Annotated in this window: 19 protein-coding genes; 11 read left to right on the top strand and 8 right to left on the bottom strand. The window is 64.4% G+C overall.

Annotated features, from left to right (window positions below; genetic code table 11):
- A partial coding sequence (locus tag AC5JJ6_RS13090; protein WP_496042463.1) for a (2Fe-2S)-binding protein occupies positions 1-490 on the bottom strand: 490 nt, incomplete at its 3' end.
- 237 nt (positions 491-727) lie between these two features.
- Between AC5JJ6_RS13090 and AC5JJ6_RS13095 the strand changes: the two genes are divergently transcribed.
- Positions 728-2,179, top strand: coding sequence for a phospholipase D-like domain-containing protein (locus AC5JJ6_RS13095; RefSeq protein WP_496042464.1), 1,452 nt, complete (start codon positions 728-730; stop codon positions 2,177-2,179).
- Here AC5JJ6_RS13095 and AC5JJ6_RS13100 read toward each other — a convergent pair.
- Positions 2,176-4,164: a putative bifunctional diguanylate cyclase/phosphodiesterase gene (locus AC5JJ6_RS13100; RefSeq protein WP_496042465.1), complete on the bottom strand. Its 1,989-nt coding sequence runs from the start codon at positions 4,162-4,164 to the stop codon at positions 2,176-2,178. The two genes, AC5JJ6_RS13095 and AC5JJ6_RS13100, sit on opposite strands and share 4 nt — an antisense overlap.
- Before the next feature lie 28 nt (positions 4,165-4,192).
- The gene (locus AC5JJ6_RS13105) at positions 4,193-4,729 is read right to left on the bottom strand and encodes a heme NO-binding domain-containing protein (protein WP_496042466.1); all 537 of its coding nucleotides are present in this window, start codon (positions 4,727-4,729) and stop codon (positions 4,193-4,195) included.
- 214 nt (positions 4,730-4,943) lie between these two features.
- On the opposite strand from AC5JJ6_RS13105, the gene AC5JJ6_RS13110 reads away from it, so the two are divergent.
- The 10 genes from AC5JJ6_RS13110 to AC5JJ6_RS13155 all read left to right on the top strand — a co-directional run bounded on the left by AC5JJ6_RS13110 (position 4,944) and on the right by AC5JJ6_RS13155 (position 16,231).
- Complete coding sequence (locus tag AC5JJ6_RS13110; RefSeq protein ID WP_496042467.1) at positions 4,944-5,654, top strand: transcriptional regulator NanR; 711 nt, start codon at positions 4,944-4,946, stop codon at positions 5,652-5,654.
- Positions 5,655-5,782: 128 nt separating this feature from the next.
- Complete coding sequence (locus AC5JJ6_RS13115; protein ID WP_496042468.1) at positions 5,783-6,784, top strand: sugar ABC transporter substrate-binding protein; 1,002 nt, start codon at positions 5,783-5,785, stop codon at positions 6,782-6,784.
- Between the two features lie 8 nt (positions 6,785-6,792).
- A complete protein-coding gene (locus AC5JJ6_RS13120; RefSeq protein WP_496042469.1) occupies positions 6,793-7,821 on the top strand; it encodes an ABC transporter permease in 1,029 nt (342 codons plus the stop codon).
- A 30-nt stretch (positions 7,822-7,851) separates the two neighbouring features.
- The gene (locus AC5JJ6_RS13125; RefSeq protein WP_496042470.1) at positions 7,852-9,381 is read left to right on the top strand and encodes a sugar ABC transporter ATP-binding protein; all 1,530 of its coding nucleotides are present in this window, start codon (positions 7,852-7,854) and stop codon (positions 9,379-9,381) included.
- Position 9,382: 1 nt separating this feature from the next.
- Complete coding sequence (locus AC5JJ6_RS13130) at positions 9,383-10,363, top strand: ABC transporter permease (RefSeq protein ID WP_496042471.1); 981 nt, start codon at positions 9,383-9,385, stop codon at positions 10,361-10,363.
- Complete coding sequence (locus AC5JJ6_RS13135) at positions 10,360-11,436, top strand: Gfo/Idh/MocA family protein (RefSeq protein ID WP_496042472.1); 1,077 nt, start codon at positions 10,360-10,362, stop codon at positions 11,434-11,436. Before AC5JJ6_RS13130 ends, AC5JJ6_RS13135 begins: the two co-directional genes overlap by 4 nt.
- 329 nt (positions 11,437-11,765) lie before the next feature.
- Positions 11,766-12,239: a hypothetical protein gene (locus AC5JJ6_RS13140; RefSeq protein WP_496042473.1), complete on the top strand. Its 474-nt coding sequence runs from the start codon at positions 11,766-11,768 to the stop codon at positions 12,237-12,239.
- Between the two features lie 85 nt (positions 12,240-12,324).
- Positions 12,325-12,960, top strand: coding sequence for a DUF433 domain-containing protein (locus AC5JJ6_RS13145; protein WP_496042474.1), 636 nt, complete (start codon positions 12,325-12,327; stop codon positions 12,958-12,960).
- Positions 12,957-13,388 (top strand): PIN domain-containing protein, encoded by a 432-nt coding sequence (locus tag AC5JJ6_RS13150; RefSeq protein WP_496042475.1) that lies wholly within the window; start codon positions 12,957-12,959, stop codon positions 13,386-13,388. Before AC5JJ6_RS13145 ends, AC5JJ6_RS13150 begins: the two co-directional genes overlap by 4 nt.
- A 1,358-nt stretch (positions 13,389-14,746) precedes the next feature.
- Entirely contained in the window at positions 14,747-16,231 is a 1,485-nt protein-coding gene (locus tag AC5JJ6_RS13155) for a carbohydrate-binding domain-containing protein (RefSeq protein WP_496042476.1), read from the top strand.
- A 337-nt stretch (positions 16,232-16,568) separates the two neighbouring features.
- Here AC5JJ6_RS13155 and AC5JJ6_RS13160 read toward each other — a convergent pair whose 3' ends face one another.
- The 5 genes from AC5JJ6_RS13160 to AC5JJ6_RS13180 all read right to left on the bottom strand — a co-directional run.
- Positions 16,569-17,441 carry an urease accessory protein UreD gene (locus tag AC5JJ6_RS13160; RefSeq protein WP_496042477.1) on the bottom strand — a complete coding sequence of 291 codons (873 nt, stop codon included), beginning with the start codon at positions 17,439-17,441 and terminating at the stop codon, positions 16,569-16,571.
- The gene (gene ureG, locus AC5JJ6_RS13165) at positions 17,438-18,115 is read right to left on the bottom strand and encodes an urease accessory protein UreG (RefSeq protein WP_496042478.1); all 678 of its coding nucleotides are present in this window, start codon (positions 18,113-18,115) and stop codon (positions 17,438-17,440) included. Before ureG ends, AC5JJ6_RS13160 begins: the two co-directional genes overlap by 4 nt.
- Complete coding sequence (gene ureC / locus AC5JJ6_RS13170; RefSeq protein WP_496042479.1) at positions 18,112-19,818, bottom strand: urease subunit alpha; 1,707 nt, start codon at positions 19,816-19,818, stop codon at positions 18,112-18,114. Before ureC ends, ureG begins: the two co-directional genes overlap by 4 nt.
- Positions 19,819-19,821: 3 nt before the next feature.
- Positions 19,822-20,541 (bottom strand): urease subunit beta, encoded by a 720-nt coding sequence (gene ureB / locus AC5JJ6_RS13175; RefSeq protein WP_496042480.1) that lies wholly within the window; start codon positions 20,539-20,541, stop codon positions 19,822-19,824.
- A 22-nt stretch (positions 20,542-20,563) separates the two neighbouring features.
- Positions 20,564-21,240, bottom strand: a 677-nt coding sequence (locus AC5JJ6_RS13180) for an urease accessory protein UreF (RefSeq protein WP_496042481.1), incomplete at its 5' end; no start/stop codon positions are given.

Raw genomic sequence — 21,240 nt, forward strand, 5'->3', positions numbered from 1 at the left:
CCTGTTCGATCGCCGTGACGATGTTGACGTAGCAGCCGCACCTGCACAGGTTGCCGCTCATCAGTTCGCGGATCTCGTCCGCCGACTGCGCCCTGCCCTCCTTCATCAATCCTACGGCGGAACAGATCTGTCCGGGCGTACAGTAGCCGCATTGAAAGGCGTCGTGCTCGATGAAGGCGTCCTGCATCGGGTGCAGCGCGTCGCCCTGTGACAGACCTTCGACGGTGGTGATGCTGGCGCCGTCCTTCATGACGGCCAGCGTCAGGCAGGAGTTGACACGGCGGTCGTCGATCAGCACCGTACAGGCACCGCATTGCCCGTGGTCGCAGCCCTTCTTGGTGCCCGTCAGGTCGAGTTCGTCCCGCAGCAGATCCAGGAGGCTGGTCCAGGGTTCCACCGTCAGGTGCCGAACTTCGCCGTTGATCGTCAGGGTGATAGGGATCGCTTGCGCGGCCCCTGTGTTCGGACCGGGCTTCAAGATGGAGTTCAAAACGAACCTCCTGATAAATTCGATTGATCGGGACGAGGCGACCGCCTGGGTCTTTCGGAGGACCGGGACGCGCCTTCATGCCGTCGTTAACTATTTCGAGGCTCGGGAGTTCCAGCTTCGGGATGAGAAGCGCAACCCGAGCCGCCGCCGGGTGTTTCTCCCGTCGGCATTTGCCCGAACGGTTCATGCCCGAACCGTTCGTCCGCACAGACAGATGACATGAAGCCGGCACCGACCTTGACAAGGACCAACGTCCTCCACGCCGCGACCCGCAAGGAGCGGTCGCTCGACCAGATGCTGGCAAGCCAGGCGCTCTCCAGGGTGACGGGCGCCTCGGCGGTTCCAGGCAACAGCCTGACCTTGCTGAAGAACGGCGCCGAGAACTATCCGGCGTGGCTGGAAGCGATCCAGTCGGCGGAAAGCTCCGTCCAGTTCGAGAACTACATCATCTACAACGACGCGACTGGCCGGACCTTCGTGGACTTGCTGGCGGAGCGCGCCCGCGCCGGCGTCCGCATCCATTTCCTCTACGACTGGCTCGGCTGCTTCCGGAAGACCTCGCGCCAGATGCTCCGGACGCTGGCGCAAGCCGGAGTCCAGGTCCGCTGCTTCAACCCGCCCGGCTTCGAAAGCCCGCTCGGCTGGCTGAGCCGCAACCACCGCAAGACGCTGATGGTGGATGGAAGGATCGGCTTCGTTTCCGGCCTGTGCATCGGAGACGCCTGGATGGGCGACCCGACGGGCAAGCGGAAGCCCTGGCGGGACACCGGCGTCATGATCGAAGGCCCTGTTCTGAACGACCTGGAAGCGGCCTTCCGCCATAGCTGGAACGCCGCCGGCCCGGCCTTGGAGCGTCTGGAAGCTCCCATCCCGCGCCATACCCGCCCGGTTTCCGGCGACGTGTCGATCCGGCTGATCGAGGGCCAGCCGTCGGAAATGGGCGTCTACCGCCTGGACCTGCTGATCGCCGCCGGCGTTCAGGATCGGCTGTGGCTGACCGACGCCTATTTCGTCGGCACCACCGCCTATATCCAGGCCTTGGGTGAAGCCGCCCGCGATGGCGTCGACGTCCGCCTGCTGGTCCCCGGCATCAGCGACATCCCGATCACCCAGGCACTGTCGCGCGCCAGCTACCGCCCCCTGCTGGAAGCCGGCGTCCGCATCTTCGAGTGGAACGGCCCGATGCTCCACGCCAAGACGGCGGTCGCCGACGGCCACTGGGCGCGCGTCGGCTCGACCAACCTCAACATCGCCAGTTGGATCGGCAACTGGGAACTGGACGTCGCGATCGAGGACAGCGCCTTCGCCGAGGCGATGGAGAGCATGTACCTGGAAGACTTGAACCAATCGACCGAAGTCGTCCTGGACGTCAAGCACCGCCCCCAGTCCGTTACCGTCACCCCGCGCAGCCCCGGCGCCCGGCGCCAGAAGAAGCAGAGCACCGCCCGGATGGCCGCAGGCGGCCTTGGCATCGGCAACACCGTAGGCGCCGCCCTGACCAACCGCCGCGCAGTAGGCCGTGCCGAAGCCGGAGTGCTGGCGGGAGCCGGCGCCATCCTGCTGACCCTGGCGATCCTGGCCGCCTTCTTCCCCCGCCTGATCGCCGTGCCGATCACCCTGCTGGCCTTGCTGGTCGGCTGCGGCCTGCTGGTCCGCGCGTGGAAGCTGCGGCATCCGGGAGGAGCCTAGACTCCTGCCCAGTGCGTCGGCCCTTCGAGCAGTTTCACGACATCCGCCGGGTCCATCGGCTTGGAGAAGAAGTAGCCTTGGCCGTAGTCGCAGCCGAGCGACTGCAACTGCTCGATCTGGCCGGCGACTTCGGCGCCTTCCGCGACCACGTGCATGCCGAGGTTGCGGGCGAGATTCATGATGGTGTTGACGATCTGGAAGCTCTCGGCGCTCTTGTCCATCGCGGAGACGAAGGAGCGGTCGATCTTGAGGACGTCCAGCGGCAGGCGGTGCAGGTAGCTGAGCGAGGAATAGCCGGTGCCGAAATCGTCGATGCTGAGCCGGATGCCGAGGTCCTTCAACTGGGACAGCATGCTGACTTCCCGGTCGGCGTCGCCGATGGTGACGCTCTCGGTGATCTCCAGCCGGACGGTCTGCGGATCGATGCCGGTTTCGGCGATGATCCGGCGGACTTGAGCCACGAGGTCGGGTTCGGCGAACTGGCGGGGGGAGATGTTGACGCTGATGGTCAGCGGGATCTCGCGCGGGAATTCCCGCTGCCAGCGCCGGGTGGCCATGCAGGCCTCGCGCAGGATCCAAAATCCCAGCGCCACGATCAGACCGGTATCCTCGACGATGCCGATGAAGTCGCCGGGATAGACCATGCTGCCGTCGGGACGGCGCCAGCGGACCAGCGCTTCGAACCCGACGACCTCCAGGCTTTCGAGCGAGACGATCGGCTGGTAGTGGAGGAGGAATTCGCCGTTGACCATCGCCCGGCGCAGGTCGGCTTCCAGGGTAAGCCGGGTCATCGCGGAGCGGTGCATCTCGCGGTGGAACATCTCCGTCCGCGATTTGCCCAGCGTCTTCGCCCGGTACATCGCCAGGTCGGCGTCGCGCAGGACGTCTTCGGCATAGGCATAGGGCGTGGTGCTGAGCGAGATTCCGATGCTGGCGCTGGTGTGGATTTCCTGCCCGTCTATGGTGAAGGGACGGCACAGGCTTTCCTGGACGCGGTGCGAGAAGCGGACGGCGTCGCTGGGATCGCCGATGTCGGTCAGCAGGATCGCGAACTCGTCGCCGCCGATCCGGGCCAGCAGTCCGTCGGTGCCGGACATCGCGGAAAGCTCCTCCTGGTGGAGGGCAGCGGTCAGCCGCTCCGCGACTTCCACGATCATGCGGTCGCCCGCCAGATGGCCGAGGCTGTCGTTGACCACCTTGAAGCGGTCGAGGTCGATGAAGAGCACCGCGAAGTGGACGCCTCGGTTCAACTTGCGCCGGGCGATCGCCAAGCCGAGGTGGTCGAGGAACAGCGAGCGGTTGGGCAGGTCCGTCAGCGCGTCGTGGGAGGCGTCGTGGATCAGGCGCTCCTCCGCCCGGCGGCGCTCGATCACGCGGCCGAGCTGGACGCCGATCTGGGACATCAGGCCGAGCAGCGCCTTGTCCTGTTCGATCGTGCTGTAGGCGAAGAACTCCAGGACGGCGGCGACGTCCTCGCCGACCAGCACGGGAAAGGCGAAGCCGGCCTTGATCCCGCAAGCCAGCGCCGGGCGGCGGCGCGGGAAGTTGTCTTCCTCGGGAGCGTTGAAGTACCAGTGCGGCTTCGCGCTGGCCATCACCTCGCCGGGCAAGCCGATACCGGCGGGAAATGCCGAGTCTTCGGTCGCCCGCTGGAACCCAGCGATTCGGTCGGGGTCGGCGGCGTGCCAGATCGCGGCGGACCGCAGGGAAGGCTCGACCGAGTTCTGGTCGAGCAGCAGGGCGTGGCCGACCGGCCAGTCCATGAAACCGCAAATTTCCGTCAGGGTCGATTGGAGGACGTCGCGGACGGAGCGGGAGCTGTTGGCGATGGTGGCGACCTTTTCCAGCAGATTGAGCTGTTTCTTCCGCTGGTAGAGGTCGCGCAGGCCGTGTTCCGCAATGGCTTCTGCTTCCTGGCGTGCGATGCGCTCTCGCTCCAGCCGGCGCCTCAGCTTCGCGATCTCCGTCGGTTCGTCCCTGGTCATGACTGGCGCCACTTGAAGCTGTACTCCATCACGCGGCGGTCATGCGGATGACGCAGTGGCGGTCGCCGTGAGCCATGCAGTGCGGGTGGTCGAGGCGGACGTTTTCCCGGTAGTGGCCGGCGGCGCCCTCGATGAAGCCGTGGGCGAGGTCGCACAGCCGGCGGGGGGAGTTGTAGCCGATCAGCAGGGCGCCGTCGGGCGCGTCCTCGAAATGGAAGTGCGGGCAATGGGCGCCGGCGTAGAGCTTGTGGACTTCCGGGTGGATGATGCTGTTGAGGCTGGTCAGGAACGACCGCGTCGAGGCATGCGGGGAGAAGAAGGCGGAATAGCGCCCGGCCAGCAGGGGCATCGCCTGACGGCCGAACCAGCGCAGCACCTCCGCGGGCGGCAGGGAGAGGGCCGACGAAGCCGCTCCGACCAGCTTCGACATGTCAGAATCGGGGTAGTTGCCGAGAGAAGTATAGGCGCCGGTAAGTTCAGCGGCGTCGAGCAGATCGTCCCAGACGCTGTCGCCGTAGTGTCTGCCAACCACCTCCTCAAGCAGATTGAATACAATGCCTTTCATTTCTTCCCCGAAATTAGACGTAAAACGAAGATCACATCGTTTCAGCCATTCGAGGCGAGAACGGTAAATAAACATTAAAAACTATACTATGACGAATAGTATAGACACGAAGGGATAATCCTGGGTAAGCGGATATAGGATTCCGCCTTGAGCTTTGGGGGCACTGGAGCGATCATCATGCCAGTTCCCATGAAGAAGCCGATCAGAGCCTGATATGACCGTCACCGACCCGATCCCGCGCCGCAAGCTGTCTCAGGAAGTGCTGGATCGCCTGCTGTCCCGCATCACCAGCGGAGAATATGCCGCCGGCGACCAGCTTCCGTCGGAACGGCAGCTCATGGAGATGTTCCAGGTTGGCCGCCCCGCGATCCGGGAAGCGATGCAGACGCTTTCCCACATGGGTCTGGTGTCCATCACCCACGGCGAGCGGGCACGGGTCACGCCGATCACGGCCGCCAAGCTGATCGGTCAGGTCGGAGAGAGCGCCAAGCACTTCCTCGCCAATGCTCCGGAGAATTTGGAGCACCTGAAGGAGGCCCGCGTCTTCTTCGAGGTCGGCATGGTCCGGCTTGCCGCCGAGCGGGCGAGCGACGCCGACATCGCGCGGCTGGAGCGGCGGCTTCAGGAGCACCGCGATGCCCTGACCGACCTGTCCGGCTTCCTCGCCCGCGACATGGCGTTCCACCGGGAGATCGCCGCGATTTCCGGCAACCCGATCTACGCCGCCGTGGCGCAGGCGATGTTCGACTGGCTGGCGGTCTACCATGTCAGTCTGCTGCGGGCGGTCGGGGCCGAGCAGATCACGATCGACGAACATGAACGGATCTTCAACGGCATCGCGAAGCGCGACACCGAGGAAGCCGCCGCCGCCATGTCCGACCACCTGAAGCGGGCCAGCAGCCTGTACCGGCAGTTCGAGAAATAGCGGAACGCCGATAGGCCGGGGCTCCCCTTCCCTACCCTCCATTTTGCCGTTGTCGGGTCCGCCTCAACTGGTATGATGAGTGTATAAGCAAACCAAGCGGCACAAGCCGCGGGCAGGGAGGAAACACCATGAAGCTCACGAGGCGGCAGTTCACGCTGGCTACCCTGATGGCGGCCGGCACGGCAGGCTTGCCGGTCTACGTCAAGGCGCAGGGCAAGAAGACCATCGCCGTGCTGTTCGACGGTCTCTACTCCCCGTTCTGGGTCGCGGGCCTCGACGTCATCAAGCAGGACCTGACCAAGCGCGGCTACGAGATGGTCCAGGCGATCTCCGACAAGGACGACAACCGCCAGTTCGAGCAGGTCCGGGCCATGCTGGCGCGGAAGGTCGACGGTATCATCATCGTCCAGACCGACAGCAACGCGGTCATCCCGGCGATCAAGGCGGCCAACGACGCCCGCGTGCCGATGGTTCACTTCAACCGCCCGCCGGCCAAGACCGACGCGTTCTCCGTCGCGGTGGTCGCCGACAACCGCAGCATCACCAACGCCACCGTCGAGCACATGGTCAAGGTCGCCAAGGAGAAGGGCGGCAAGTACAAGGCCGCGATCCTGATCGGCAATCTGGGCGACCCCAATGCGATCGGCCGGCGCGACGGCTTCTTCGACGTGGTGGACAAGAACAAGGACATCATCGACGTCGTCGCCCGCATCCCGACGGAATGGAACGCCGACGTGGCCTTCGCCGGGCTGACCAACGCTTTCCAGGCCAACCCCGACATCAACTTCCTCTTCACGTCGTCCGACTTCCTGTTCCCGCAGATCGTACAGGTTCTGAAAACCAGGAACAAGTTCCAACCGATAGGACACAAAGACCATATCATCTTCGGCGGCTTCGATGGCGACGCGATGGCCTACGAGTTGCTGAAGGACAAATACCTGGACGCCGACGGCGTGCAGGACCTGTTCAAGGAAGCCGAGCTGGCGGTCAACGCCATCGTGGACTTGCAGGACGGCAAGACGGTGGAGCGGGTGCTGCTGGACCCCGGCTTCGCGATCCATCAGGCCAACCTGGAGCAGGCGCGCGACCGCATGTGGGGCTATACGATCTACAAGCAGAAGAACGGCTGACGCCGGCCATGACGGCTACCAGCCTGGAAACCGAGGCCCGGTCTTCGGGGATGCGGCGCTTCGTGCGCCGCGTCCTGCTCTCCGAATATCTGGTCCTGTGGCTCAGCGTCCTCTACTTCCTGGCGGTGCTGCCGTTCGTGCCGCAGATGGCCTCGGTCGAGGTGCTGCGGAACATCCTGTCGGACATGCTGCCGTTGCTGGTGGTGGCGATCGGCCAGACCTTCGTGCTGATCGTCGCCGGCATCGATTTGTCGGTAACGTCGATCATCGCGATGGCGAGCGTGGTCGGGGCCAGCGTCATGACGGGGGACGGCGGCTATCTGGCGGGGTCGCCGCTGGCGGTCCCCGCCGCGATGCTTGCGATGGTGGCGGTCGGGCTGGCGATAGGCGCGTTCAACGGCTTCTGCATCACCCGGCTCGGCATGCCGCCGTTCATCGTCACGCTGACGACGATGATGTTCTTTTCGGGCGCTGCGATCTGGTTCACGACTTTCCACACCACGACCAGCAGCATCGCCAACCTGCCGCACGGCTTCGTCGTGCTGGGACAGGGGAATATCGGAGGCGTTCCGAACTCCCTCTGGGTCGTGCTGGCGGTAGGAATAGTGGCCCATATCGTGCTGGCGCGGACGGTGCTGGGCCGGCGGCTTTACGCCTGCGGGCAGAACCGGCGCGCGGCTGATGTCTCCGGCGTTCCGGTGCGGAACGTGATCGCGGCGGCGTTCCTGATTTCCGGGGCCTGCGCCGCCGTGGCGTCTGTCCTGTACACCGGACGGCTCCAGACCGGCACGCCGATCCTGGGGCAGACGATCCTGCTGGACATCATCGGCGCCGTCGTGATCGGCGGCACCAGCCTGTTCGGCGGCAAGGGCAAGGTGGTGTGGACGGTGTTCGGCGTGCTGTTCCTGGTGCTGATCGATACCAGCCTGAAGATGCTGGGGCTGTCGCTGTTCTCGGTCTTCGCGATCAAGGGCGCGGTGATCCTTCTGGCCGCCGTAATCGACGCCGTCCGCACCCGCTTCGCCGCCCGGATTTAGCCCATCCATATAGAAGAGGAGGCCCGATCCATGGCCCTGCTCGAATGCGAGAACCTTCGCAAAAGCTTCTTCGGCGTCGAGGTCCTGCACGGCGTCTCGTTCTCGCTCGACCGGGGCCGGGTGCTGGGGCTGGTGGGGGAGAACGGCTCCGGCAAATCGACCACCATGAACATACTGGGAGGCGTGCTGCCGCGCGACGGCGGGCGCATCCGGCTTGAGGGGGCCGACTACGACCCGCGCGGTCCCAAGGACGCGCTGGCCGGCGGCATCGCCTTCATCCACCAGGAACTGAACCTGTTCGAGAACCTGTCGATCGAGGAAAACCTGTTCATCACGGGCTTTCCCCGGCTGGGCCGCGCCCTGCCCTTCATCAACCGCGGGCGGATGCGCCGCCGGGCGCGGGAGCTGCTGGAACAGGTCGATATCCGGCATCCGCCCGGCACGCATTTGGGCAGCCTCAGCCAGGGCGAGCGGCAGCTGGTCGAGATCGCCAAGGCGCTGAGTGTGGACGCCAAGGTGATCATCTTCGACGAGCCGACGACATCCCTGACGCGGCGGGAGGCCGACCGGCTGTTCGGCATCATCGAGCGGCTGCGCCGGCGCGGGATTGCGATGATCTATATCAGCCACGTGCTGGCCGACGTCACCCGGATCTGCGACGACATCACCGTGCTGCGCGACGGGGCGGTGGTCGGCGGCGGTCCCGCCGCCCAGATGCCGACGGAGCGGATGATATCGCTGATGGTCGGACGGACGCTGGACCAGCTTTTCCCGGAGCGGACCTGCACCCCGACCGCAACACCGGTGCTGGAGGTGCGGGGAGTCAGCCAGCCCGGCGTCGTCCACGAGATCGACCTGACGCTGCATGCCGGCGAGGTGCTGGGGATCGCCGGCCTGATGGGAGCCGGCCGGAGCGAGCTTGCCCGCATCCTGTTCGGCCTGGACAGCTTTCACGGCGGGAGCATCGCGGTGGACGGCACGGTGATCGAAGCCCCGAACCCGCGCACCTGCATGGAGCACGGCATGGCCTTCCTGACGGAAGACCGGCGCGGCGAAGGGCTGATGATGCACGCCACCATCACCGACAACATAGCGCTGGCCTCGCTGGACGAATACGCCTCCCCTTGGGCGCGGTTCATCGAGCGGACGCGGCTGGGCGACGAGGTCGGACGGATCGGCCAGAAGGTCAGGCTGCGGGCGGCGGACCCGGTGGCGGCTTTGGCGCGCAGCCTGAGCGGCGGCAACCAGCAGAAGGTGGTGCTGGCGAAATGGCTGCTGCGCAACCCCAAGGTCTTCATCCTGGACGAACCGACGCGCGGGATCGATGTCGGCGCCAAGTTCGAAATCTACAAGATCATCGATACGCTGGTGGCGGGCGGCGCCGGGGTGCTGATGATATCGTCGGAGATGGAAGAGCTGATGGGACTGTGCGACCGCATCCTGGTGATGAACCACGGCGAGATCCAGGCGGAGTTTTCGCGCGGCGAGTTCGACAGCGGGCGCATCCTGGAGGCCGCGATGAAGCGGCGGGCTCCAGCTATCGCGGAAAAGGTGGCGTGACATGAATACCGTCCGTCTTCGTCTGGCCCTGCTGCGGAATGCGCCGGTCGCCCTCTTCATCATCGTGCTGGCCGTGTTCGGGTCGCTGTCGGACCGGTTCCTGGATGTCCAGAACTTCACCAACATCCTGATCCAGGCGTCGCATATCGCGATCCTCGGCATCGGCATGACCTTCGTCCTGCTGACCGCCGGGATCGACCTGTCGGTCGGCGCCGTCATGTACCTGTCGGTGGCGCTGCTCGGGATATATCTTGCCGATGCCTCGCCGATCCTGGCCGTGCCCGCCATGATGGCGGTCGGTGCGCTGTTCGGGCTGGTCAACGCCTTCTTCGTGGTCCGGCTGCGGGTGGCGGCCTTCATCGTGACGCTGGCGACTTTGTTCATCGGGCGCGGGCTGGCGCTGTGGGTGACCGAGACCCGCATGGTCTTCTACAAGGACCAGGTCCTGTCGCTGGCTAGGGCGGAGTTCCTGGGAGTGCCCTGGGCGATCTGGGTCTTCGCGATCGTCTTCGCGGTGGCCTGGATCGTCCTGAACCACACCCCGTTCGGCCGGCAGGTCTATGCGGTGGGCGAGAACCCCGATGCGGCGGCCAAGGCCGGGATCAACGTGCCGCTGGTGCTGACCACCGTCTACGCCGTGTCGGGAGCCTGCGCCGGGATCGCCGGCTTCGTGTCGATCACGCAGGTAGGCGCCGCCGCGTCCTCCTTCGCGATGGAGAAGGAGTTCGCCGCCGTCGCGGCATCGGTGCTGGGAGGCGTCAGCCTGTTCGGCGGGCGCGGGGGAGTGGCCGGGACCGTGTTCGGCGCCGTGCTGATCCAGACGGTGCAGAACGGCTTGGTGATCGTCAACGCCGATCCGTACATCTACCCGCTGGTCACCAGCTCGATCATTTTCGTGGCTGTTTTCGTGGACAGCCAGCGCTCCCGCATCCTGGAACGGCTGGGCCGCCGCCGCATCCGCATCGAGGAGAGACCCGTATGACGACTTCATCCGATACACCCCGCTATGCCCAAAGGACCGGCAAGCTGCGCGGCACGCTGATCGGCTGCGGCTTCTTCGCCGAGAACCACCTGAACGCCTGGACCAGCATGCGCGACACGCCGCTGGAGGGCGTCGAGCTGGTGGCGGTGTGCGACCGCGACCTTGCCAAGGCGGAGGCTGCTGCGCGGCGCTTCGGCATCCCGCGCGCTTATGCGGATGCCGAAACCATGCTGGCGGAGCAGAAACCCGACTTCGTGGACATCGCGACGACGCTGCCGTCGCACCGGCCCCTGGTGGAACTGGCGGCGCGGCATGGCGTGCCCTCGATCTGCCAGAAACCGTTCGCCGAGAGCCTGGAGGACGCGCAGGCGATGGTGCGGGCCTGCGCCGATGCCGGCGTGCAGCTTATGGTCCACGAGAACTTCCGCTGGCAGCACCCGCTGCTGGCGGTCAAGCAGGTTCTGGACGAGGGCTGGGTCGGGCGTCCCTTCTATGGCCGCGTCCAGTTCCGCCACGGCTTCGACATCATCACCAACCAGCCCTATCTGGCGGAGGACGAGCGCTACATCATCATGGATGTCGGCCTGCACCTGCTGGACGTGGCGCGCTTCCTGTTCGGCGAGGCCGGGAGGCTTTACTGCCGCACCGCACGGATCGACCCCAGGGTGCGCGGCGAGGACACCGCGACCATGCTGGTGGACTTCCACAGCGGCGTTACCTGCGTCGTGGAGCTTTCCACCGCCACCCGGACGGAGCCGGAGCCCTTCCCCGAGTGTCTGGTGCGGATCGAGGGCACGGATGGAACGGTCGAGCTTGAGCAGGGCTACCGCCTTGTGCTGAGCCGTCCGGGCCACCGGGAGGTCCGGCCGGTCGATGCCGAACTGCTGCCGTGGGCGAGCGTGCCCTGGCATGTGGTGCAGGACAGCGTGCTGGCGATCCAGCGCCACTGGGTCGATTGCCTGCGGGAGGGCCGCGAGCCGGATACCTCCGGGGCGGATAATCTGCGGACGCTGGAACTGACCTTCGGGGCGTACCGGTCGGCGGAGCGTGGGACGGCGGAGGTGTTCGGCTGAGGCGATGTTGACTCCCCCTACCCGTATGTGAATGTACGCAGATGTCATCACGGACACGGTTCGGTTGCGCGGCGGGACGGGCATGGGGGCGCTTCATGGTCGGTGGCGGAGACGGAATGGTGGCGGTTGATGCGGCTGAGTGTATCCTAGAATGCTGATTATATAAAGACTATATTCCTTACAGGGGTGGCGTTGGGGGCGTCGCGGCTGATCCAGTTGGGAGACGCCCCACGGAGCGTTGCGGCGTCGCATGGACGCTTCCGACCAGCGTGTGCTACTTGACGTCTGCTGCCGTGTAGGCAGGCGCGGCAGTGGATGCGGGAGTTGAGATGCCCATTGGGCTGGAGCACGACAAAATCGACGATAGCACCGAGCCATCGATCGGACCCCATGAGGGAAGAGAGCTTGAATTGATGCTGTCGGGCCGGAAGCCGTTGGCATTGTTCTACGCCATAGAAAGCGAAACATGGATCTTGCCAGAGGAACAGTTCGACCGGCATGTCGCGATGGGGAAAATCGTCAAAGCTGATTTCCTGTTCAAGCCGACCAACCCGGCAGCGCCGATGGTGAAGTGTGTGCTCTATGCCCTGCCAAGTGAGACGGCACGTGTACCTGAAGCCGCCAAAATCCTGCGGACCGTTTTCGAAGAACTGACCGCTCCTACGGATGACCAGGAGCGAGCGCTGGGGCGCCTGCTTGGATACACGGAAGACGATATCGCATTGTTTCTGAGCCAGGGTTCCAATCTGCCGGTTCCCGAACTACCGATAGAAAATGAGGCTCCGGCCAGCTCATCACCATAGATCCACTCATTGCCTTGACCTACAAAGCCCTTGAGCAATGCGAAACTCATCCCTATGCTGGGATGAGTTTTCAGCGGAGGCAACGATGGCAAGCGCGGTCAGCCTGACCCTTAACGAGGCCGGTTACGTCGTTGGTCAATCGAGCACGGCGATCAACCGCGCCGTCGATCGCGGCGTCATAAAGGCTAAGCTCCAGCGCCAGGGTAATTGCCGGCTGCGGAAAATCGGCTCAGCCGAATTGCGCTTTCTGGCTATCGCCGGAGAGATCGAGAAGGATTTGACCCCAGGAGCGCGACGCAAGGTCTATGAGGCGATGCGACGCTTACCCGCCGACGCGCATCGCCTTGAGATGGGCGTCATGGAGTTCAAGCTGACGGAAGTCGACAGGCGTATTGCCGACCGACTGCAACGTCTGTCAGCGGTGAAGGCGCTGGTGACCAATCATCTTAACGCCGATCCGATCATCCGTGACACCGACATCCCGGTCTATGTGATCGCGGCGCTGGCACGCGGTCAGACCGTTGCCGAAATTATCGAGGACTATCCAGGTCTTACTCCGGAACAGATCGATGCGGCGGTGGAGTACGCCAAGGTATATCCCAAGACCGGCCGACCGCTGCCAACGCGCAGCTTCAAGCGGATGCTGAGCGATATGGCCGAGTCAGGCGTATGGGATGTCGAGAGCGATGACGAACCACCGACACCGCCCCAGATATCGTGACGGTCTATTTGCTGGACGAGAATGTTCTTCGGGAACTGCACTCCAAAGGGAATTGTGAAGTCCGAGCTTGGTATGCCTCTGTCGCGCAATCCGACCTCCGGATCAGCGCCATGACCTTCTTTGAAAAACGCCGTGGATGGGAGCGCAAAAGGAAAAGCGATCCGGATCTTGCGGCGGCAAAACTTGCCGAACTGAACGCGCTGGAAGCCGCTTACGGTTCACGGCTTGTCTCGATCGATGGCCCAGTTGCGGCGGAGTGGGCACGGCTGCTTGGAGCAAAAGACAAGAACCAGCGTGACCGGGCACTGGCGGCTACCGCTCGCGTGCATGGATACGTTCTAGTTACCCGAAATATTGATGATATGCGTGGGTGCGATGTGAAAGTGCCCAACCCATTCAGGCCAAATCCAATCGTGGAAACGGTCTGAATATTGATTGCCAAACTCACTAAAATACACTCTAAATTGGAAGCCCTAACATGATATCTGACGCATGACTTATGCTGGTCGTGAGTTTCCTGTTAATACTTAAGCACCAAGGTGATCATTATTCAGTACTCTGCCAATATATATAGTATTGGTCTATGGTCGCTCACACTGGTTGAACGTCGTTAGGGTTCCAGAGGTGACACTTCCGCATTGTGCGAAATTGAGTTAGCCCACAATCCTTCACCCACAGCGGGCAGACGATTGCATCACCAATCTTGTAGTTTGCTGATACTACCGGGGCAGCATGCCGCAGCATGCAAGTTCCCGTGTTTAGTTGAACCCATTCCCCCTAATCTCCCGTCGGGTGGAGCAGACTGGCTACTCCACCGCGACACACAAGAGGAGGGAGTGTCCATTGTTCAAGTGGACCATCCGCTTCCGCTGGAAGGGACAGACGATCGAGATTGAAATCGAGATCGGCCTGAACCTCTAACGGAGCTATCGGGAGGGGTGTTGACGCACCCCTCCCAACTCCTTCCAGTTTATTCAAACTCGCCGGGTTTGTGAAGTGCCTGATTACGGGCGCGTGGGGAACGGGATGAAGGCCACGGGAGCAAACTTAGGCTGTCGACTCCTTTTCCGTCATGCCCGGATCAAGTTCCATAAGCGCTAACTTAAAACGTTCCTACGCGTCACGCGGGTATTTTCCTCCACTCTACCGTCATACCAAGACTTGATCTTGGCATCTCCCGGCGAAAGCTGACGTGAGGACTTCAACCTGAAATTCGGATGGCATCCCCTCATCTCCTGAAAGGAGATACCAAGATCAAGTCTTGGTATGACGTAAAGGTGGGGGTGGATTGCCTAGGTTAGCGCCTATGGGATCAAGTCCGGGTATGACAGAAAAGGAAGAGACAGCCTAGGTTTGCGCCCATGGGACTTGATCCGGGTATCTCCCGGCATCTGCGTTCATAGGGGAACCTTAAGCGAAGGCTTCATGCCATCCGCCAAGTCTCGCCGGGAGATGCCAAGATCAAGTCTTGGCATGATGAATGGGCAGCATGACGAGTGGAGAGCATGACGGCATGTGTATGACGGCATGGCGGGTGGGGATGAGGCCGCCTTTGTGATCCGGAAAGAACACTTGCCGCCCGCATCAAGTTGGCAGTCGAGTAAATGTATCACGATCATCTCTTCCGGAGTCATAGGCTTCGAGATGAGTTGAATTTACAGCGATAAAATATATACTATATAATTAGAAAATCAGGTTCATACTTTATCAAGATACGCCATTACAAAATTTGTCCGCGTCTCGGGCAATCCGGCCTCGGCTGTATTTTTGGAAGGCGGACAAGAACATGAATGACATCGTCAAATGGGTGCAGTGGTCTACCGCCGAAGGCGGCAATGGGCACTGGTATGGGCTGGTCCAGTCGGCGGGCTCTTCGGTGACGTGGCAGAATGCGCTTAAAGCCTCCGGCACGTTCGGACCGAACACCGCTCTGGCCAGCCTGAACACCCAGGCGGAACACGACTTCGTCGTAAGCCAGCTGATGAACACGAGCTTCAATTCCAGGGCTTGGCTGGGCGGGAGCCGCGACAATACGGGCGAGTGGAAATGGCTGAACGGTGAAACGATCGGCTTTACCAACTGGGCGCCCGGAGAGCCGAACAACAAATACCTGATCGAAGACAAGCTGCAGATCTATCGGGACGGCAACTGGAACGACGCCAGCTCGAGCGACAGGTGGAGTGATAGCAGCTACCTGATCGAAACGGACGTGGCGCCGGTGATACCGACGCCACAGACAGGTCCGGCAACCGATACGATCGTGGTGCGCGTCTCCGAGGACGCTTACAAGGGCGACGCCAAGTTCCAGCTCTTCGTCGATTACCGGCCTGTCGGACCGGTTACGTCGGTCACCGCTTCGCATGCTCAGGGGCAGTGGCAGGACTTCACCTTCAACACCGCCCTGTCGGCTGGGGCGAAACTGGTGTCCGTGGTCTTCCTGAACGACCTCTACGACGGGACGAGGAGTACCGACCGGAACCTCTATCTTCAGAACGTCACGATCAACGGCAGCCTGGTGGTTGCGAACAATCAGGAGGTAAAGGAAATCGCGACTATCTTGATTCCCACGCCGCCGTCGGGGCAGAAGCCGTTTTCGCTGCCGTGGAGCGATGCCGCGACCAATACGATCGAAGGGACTTCGGCGGGGGATTTGCTGCATGGCACTACCGGCAACGACCGCTTCGAAGGCGGCGCCGGTCCGGACCGCATGATCGGCGGTGCGGGCGACGACACATACCTGGTGAGTTCATCCGGCGACCTGGTGGTCGAGGAGCCCGGTGGCGGGACCGACAGCATCCGGAGCTGGCTGGGCCTGACAAGGCTGCCGGATTACGTGGAGAACCTCTACCTGAACGGTACGGCGGCGTCGGTCGGCCTGGGCAACGACCTCAATAACCGGCTGATGGGCAATTCGAACGGAAATACCCTGGACGGCGGAGAAGGCAACGACATCCTCTACGGCAATGGCGGGGCCGACCTTCTGGTCGGGGGAGCCGGGAACGACATCTTCGGGTTCCTGAAGCTGTCCGATGCGGGCGACACGGTCCAGGACTTTACTCCGGGGACGGATATGATCGACCTGCAAGGTCTCCGCAAATCGCTGGCTCAGGCCGATCCCGATGCACAACCGGTGATCCGCTTCGTTCAGCAGGGCACCGGCACGGCGGTCGTCGTCTACCCGGACGGCGAAGACGATGCGGGCATTACGATGGTGACGCTCGATCACGTCGCCGCGAACCAGCTTGTGTTCGGCAAGGACGTGCTGTGGTGAGCTGGAACCATGCTACCGGGGCAGCATGCCGCAGCATGCAGGTTCCGGTATTCAGTTGAGGGGGATGCCCCCATTCTCGCCTCCGTCGGGTGGAGCGGACAGGCCGCTCCACCGCGCGGGTCCTCGACTGGTTCGCGCGAGATCGGCCGGAACTTTCCGGGTTTGGTCTCATACCAAGAGCCGGAGAGATTGACCTGTGACAATACTTTCGCCGCGTAGGTCGGTCTAGAGCGAAGCGGCAGCCGACATAGACGCGCCTGCTTGTCGGCTGCCGCTTCGCTCTAGACCGACCTACGGCATCAGCGTCTTCACCGGTCAACATCTTCGGTACTTGGTATCAGTCGGCCCTCAAGGCCATTGGTCTCGAAAGTTTCAGCACCCCCTGCACCGCAAGCACCCCCGCCTCCAGTGCCGGCAGCAAGGCGCCGCCGTCGCGCGCTGCGATACGGACCATGACGCCGCAGTCGCCGGGCAGGCGCGATGCGCCAGCGTAGACGGCTTCGCCGCAGCCGGCTATCGCGTCCAGCACAGCGGCTTCCGCCTCGGCTTCGTATGTTCCGCCGATCAAGGCTATCCAGCCGAAGGCGCGGAAGCTTCCGCTCAGGCCGGCGCTTCCCTGCGCGATGGCGGCGCCGGTCACCCGCATGCGTTCGCATGCTACGACGAGGCCTCCCGGACGGCGGATCTCCGTCGACGTGTCCAGCCAGTCGAAGCTGCCCTCGGCTCCCCTGGGCGTGTGCATGAGGAAGCCGTCGCAGGCCAGCACGGTGGCGTCCTCGGAGGCTTCGATCACGATGCGCTGGCGCAGCCTGCTGCCGGGGAACAGGATCAGCGGCTTGGGCAGGTATTCCAGCCGGGCGTCTTCGTCCGCCTTGAGCGTCACGTCCTGACAGGCCATGCCGCCGCCCGGCATCCCGTGAACGACGGCGGCGGATGGGGTCGTGAAGCGGGCCTGGGAGCCTTGCTGCGCCGCGATCGACAGCGACAGGTCTTCGTCCTCGAACAACCCGCCCGAGGCCGATTGCAGGATGACGGTCGCCCTGTCGCGGGACGCCGGGTCCCGCGAAGTCCTGTCCAGGCGGAAGACGTCGGCGACCGAGAAAGGATAGGCTACCCGCCGGCTGACCAGCCGCGTCGGCCCCGCCCCGCCGGTCCGGCCAAATACCAGATCGAGCTGATGCGCCCGGTCCGCAACGGCCAGCCCGGTCATCGGCTCCCGCTTTCCGCCGGTCTGCCCGCTTGCCTGCTCCCCACAGTCCTGCCAAGCGGGACCGCGTCGCGGATCGCCCGGACGACGCCCTCCACGCCGTCGCCGGTCCTGCAATTGGTCAGCACCACCGGCCTGCCGCCCCGGACCTCGCGCGCTTCCGCCACCATGCGGTCGAGATCGACGCCGACATGGGGCGCCAGATCGACCTTGTTGATGACCAGCAGGTCGCTCTGGATGATGCCGGGACCGCGCTTGCGCGGGATATCGTCGCCGCCTGCGACATCGATCACGAACATCCAGTAGTCCACCAGATCCAGCGAGAAGGTCGATGCCAGGTTGTCGCCGCCGCTCTCGATCAGGATCAGTTCCAATCCCGGGAACTGGGCGTCCAGCCGCTCCGCCGCCTCGATGTTGAGGGTCGGGTCCTCGCGGATGACGGTGTGCGGACAGGCGCCGGCTTCCACCGCCAGCACCCGTTCCGGATCGATCAGCCGGCTGCGGCGCAGGCGCTCGGCGTCTTCCTTGGTCACGAGGTCGTTGGTGATGACGGCAAGGTCGATCCCGTCGCCGCGCAGCAGCGGGATCAGACGCTCGACCAGCGCCGTCTTGCCGGACCCGACCGGGCCGCCGACGCCGACACGGGCGGCGCCGACTACTTCAGGGGAAACGGTCATCGCAGCATGTACCTCCGGTTCAGCGGCACCTTCTTGGCCGGGGCGCAGGTCAGCAGCGCGCCGTCGGCGTAGACGTCGAAGGTCTGGGAGTCGACCGTGATGTGGGGCATCGCGTCGTTGTGCAGCATGTCGCGCTTGGTGATGCCCCGGATGTTGCGGATCTGGATGAAGCGTTTCTGAACGCCGAGCCTGCGCTCGACATCGGCCTCCACCGCCAGCCGGGAGACGAAGGTATAGCCGAGCTTGTGCTTCGCCGTGCCCAGCGCTCCCCACATCGGCCGCTGGATGATCGGCTCGGAATTGGTCTGGCTGGCGTTGCCGTCGCCCATCGCCGCCCAGGCGATGAAGCCGCCCTTGATGACCATCCACGGCTTGACGCCGAACGAGCTGCGCGGCCACAGCACGATGTCGGCCAGCCGGCCCGGCTCCAGCGATCCGACATGCTCCTCGATGCCGACGGCCCGCGCCGGGTTGATCGTGTACTTGGCGACGTAGCGCCGGATGCGCTCGTTGTCGGCCCGTTGGGTCTTCTCGGTCGGCAGCCGTCCGACGCGCTCCTTCATGACGCTGGCGAGCTGCCAGCACTTGGCGACGTTCTCGGCCAGCCGCCCCATGCCCTGGGTGTCGGTGGCGAAGATCGAAATCGCGCCCATGTCGTGCAGCAGGTCCTCCGCCGCCATGGTCTGCGGCCGGATGCGCGATTCCGCGAAGGCGACGTCTTCCGGCAGGCGGAAGTTCAGGACATGCGCCAGCATCGTCATCGGCACGCCCTCGTTAAGGGCATAGGCGGTGAAGGGATTGGTCGGGTTGGTCGACGACGGGATGACGTTGGCGAAGCCGTTGACCCGCAGCAGGTCCGGCGCATGGCCGCCGCCCGCCCCTTCGGTGTGGTACATGTGGATCATCCGGCCGTCGATCGCCGCCAGCGTGTCCTCGCAGAAGCCGAACTCGTTGATCGTGTCGGTGTGCAGATGGACCGCGAAGTCGTTACGGTCGGCGGCGATCAGCGAGCCGTCGATCACGGCGGACGAGGCGCCGAAGTCCTCGTGGATCTTGACGCCTAGGGCGCCGCCCGCCACCGTTTCCTCGACGGCGCCGGGGTCGGAAGCGCCGCGTCCTAGGAAACCGAAGTTCAGGCAGTACTCGTCGGCGGCGCGGATCAGCTCGCCGAGCACGTTGGGGCCGGAACAGCTCACGTCGAAATGGGGGCCGGGGCTCATCCCGATCATGGTCGTGATGCCGCCGGCCAGCGCGTGGTCGCACTGCTGGGGCGACAGGAAATGCGCGTGCGCCTCCACCCCGCCGGCCGTGGCGATGTAGAAGTCGCCGTGCACCACGGTCGTGTTGGGGCCGGTGCGCAGCGAAGGGGCGACGCCGTCCATGATGTCCGGGTTGCCGGCCTTGCCGATGCCGACGATGCGCCCGTCGCGGATGCCGATATCGCCCTTGACGATGCCGAGCACCGGGTCGATCACCGTGGCGTTCTGGACCACCATGTCGAGCGCTCCGGACGCATAGGTCCCCGTCGTCTGGAAACCCTCGCCGTCGCGCATCGACTTGCCGGCGCCGGTCGTCAGCTCGTCGCCATAGACGGTGAAGTCATGCTCGATCTCGGCCAGCAGGCCGGTATCGCCGAGCCGGACCATGTCGCCCTTGGTCGGGCCGTATATCTCGGCGTAATGCGCGCGGGACATCTTCGCCATGGCTCAGGCTCCCCCGTCCAGAGGTCCGTCGGGAGGCATGAACCCGCGGGCGCGGGCTGACGCGAACGCCTTTTCGCGGACACCCGGATCGTTGACGTCGCCGTCGGTCAAGCCGGACTGCCCGAACACCAGCCCGCTGCCGCCGAACGCCACCAGCCGCACCTGCTTCCTCAGACCCGGCTCGAAGCGGACGCCGAAGCCGGACGGCGCGTCCAGCCGCATGCCGAACGACTTCTCGCGGTCGAACTCCAGCGCGCGGTTGGTCTCGAAGAAATGGGCGTGGCTGCGGACCTGGATGTCGCGGTCGCCGGTATTGACCACGTCGAGCACGACCGAACGCCGGCCGGCGTTGACCTCGATATCCTCGTCCGGGGTGATGATCTCGCCGGGCGCCGGCTCTCCCGTCGGCGGGTTCTTCCCCGGCCGGATCGGATCGAACACGATCACCATCTTGGTGCCTTCCTCGAAGCTGGCTTCGACCGAGATGATGTTCGCCATCTCCGCGACGCCCTGCACGACGTCGTCGGTGGTCAGCAGCCCGCAGGCCATGTCGACGATGTCTTCGTATGCCATGCCGGCGCGGGCGGCCAGCATCATCTCGTCGGAGATCAGGGCGACCGCCTCGGGATGGGACAGCGGGATTCCCCGCGCCTTGTGGCGGCGGGCGAACTCGGCGGCGGTGAACAGCGTCAGCCGCTCCATCTCGGTGGGCGTCAGGTTCATGGATGTCTCCGGATTTTCGGCGTCAGTTCGAGAAGAGGCGCATGGAGCGGGCGCCATGGCGCATCATGGCGATCTCGGTCAGGGGAGAGAACGAGGAAACCTCGTCGATGGGCGGGACCGGGGACTGCGCCAGGGCGGCGATGACGGGCCGGGCAGCGGATATCGCCTGCTGCATGTCGATATGCGACGCGATGCCGAGCCGGATCGCCGCCGTCGTCAGTCCCGACACGAAGCCGTAGCCCGACAGGGCCAGCGCCGGACCGCGCGCCAGACCGGCTCCGGCGAGCACCAGCCCCAGCGCCACGGCGGCATGCCCCGGCGTCTTTCCTGCCGACACCAGCTTGCGGAACTCCGCCGCTCCCGGCGTGCCCAGCCGGGCATGGATGCCGAGCAATGCCGCTCCCGCGCGGCGCGATCCTTCGCGCTGGGCGCTGGCGAGGCTGTAGGTTTCCACGCCGGCGTCCAGGCCGCACAGCGCCGCCTCGTCTCCGGCGCTGTCATGGGCGTGCGCCACGAACACCCGGTCGAACCCGGACCAGCGGCCTTCGAGCTGCCCGAGGATGAACGGGACCAGATCGCCGCGCCCGACCAGCCCGTCGGTCACCAGCCCTTCCAGCCCCCAGGAGAAGCCGAAGGCTCCGCTCGGGAACTGGCCGTCGCCGAACTGGCAGGCCATGAGCAGAGTCTGGATATCACTCA

This window comes from Skermanella sp. (genome assembly GCF_059503625.1).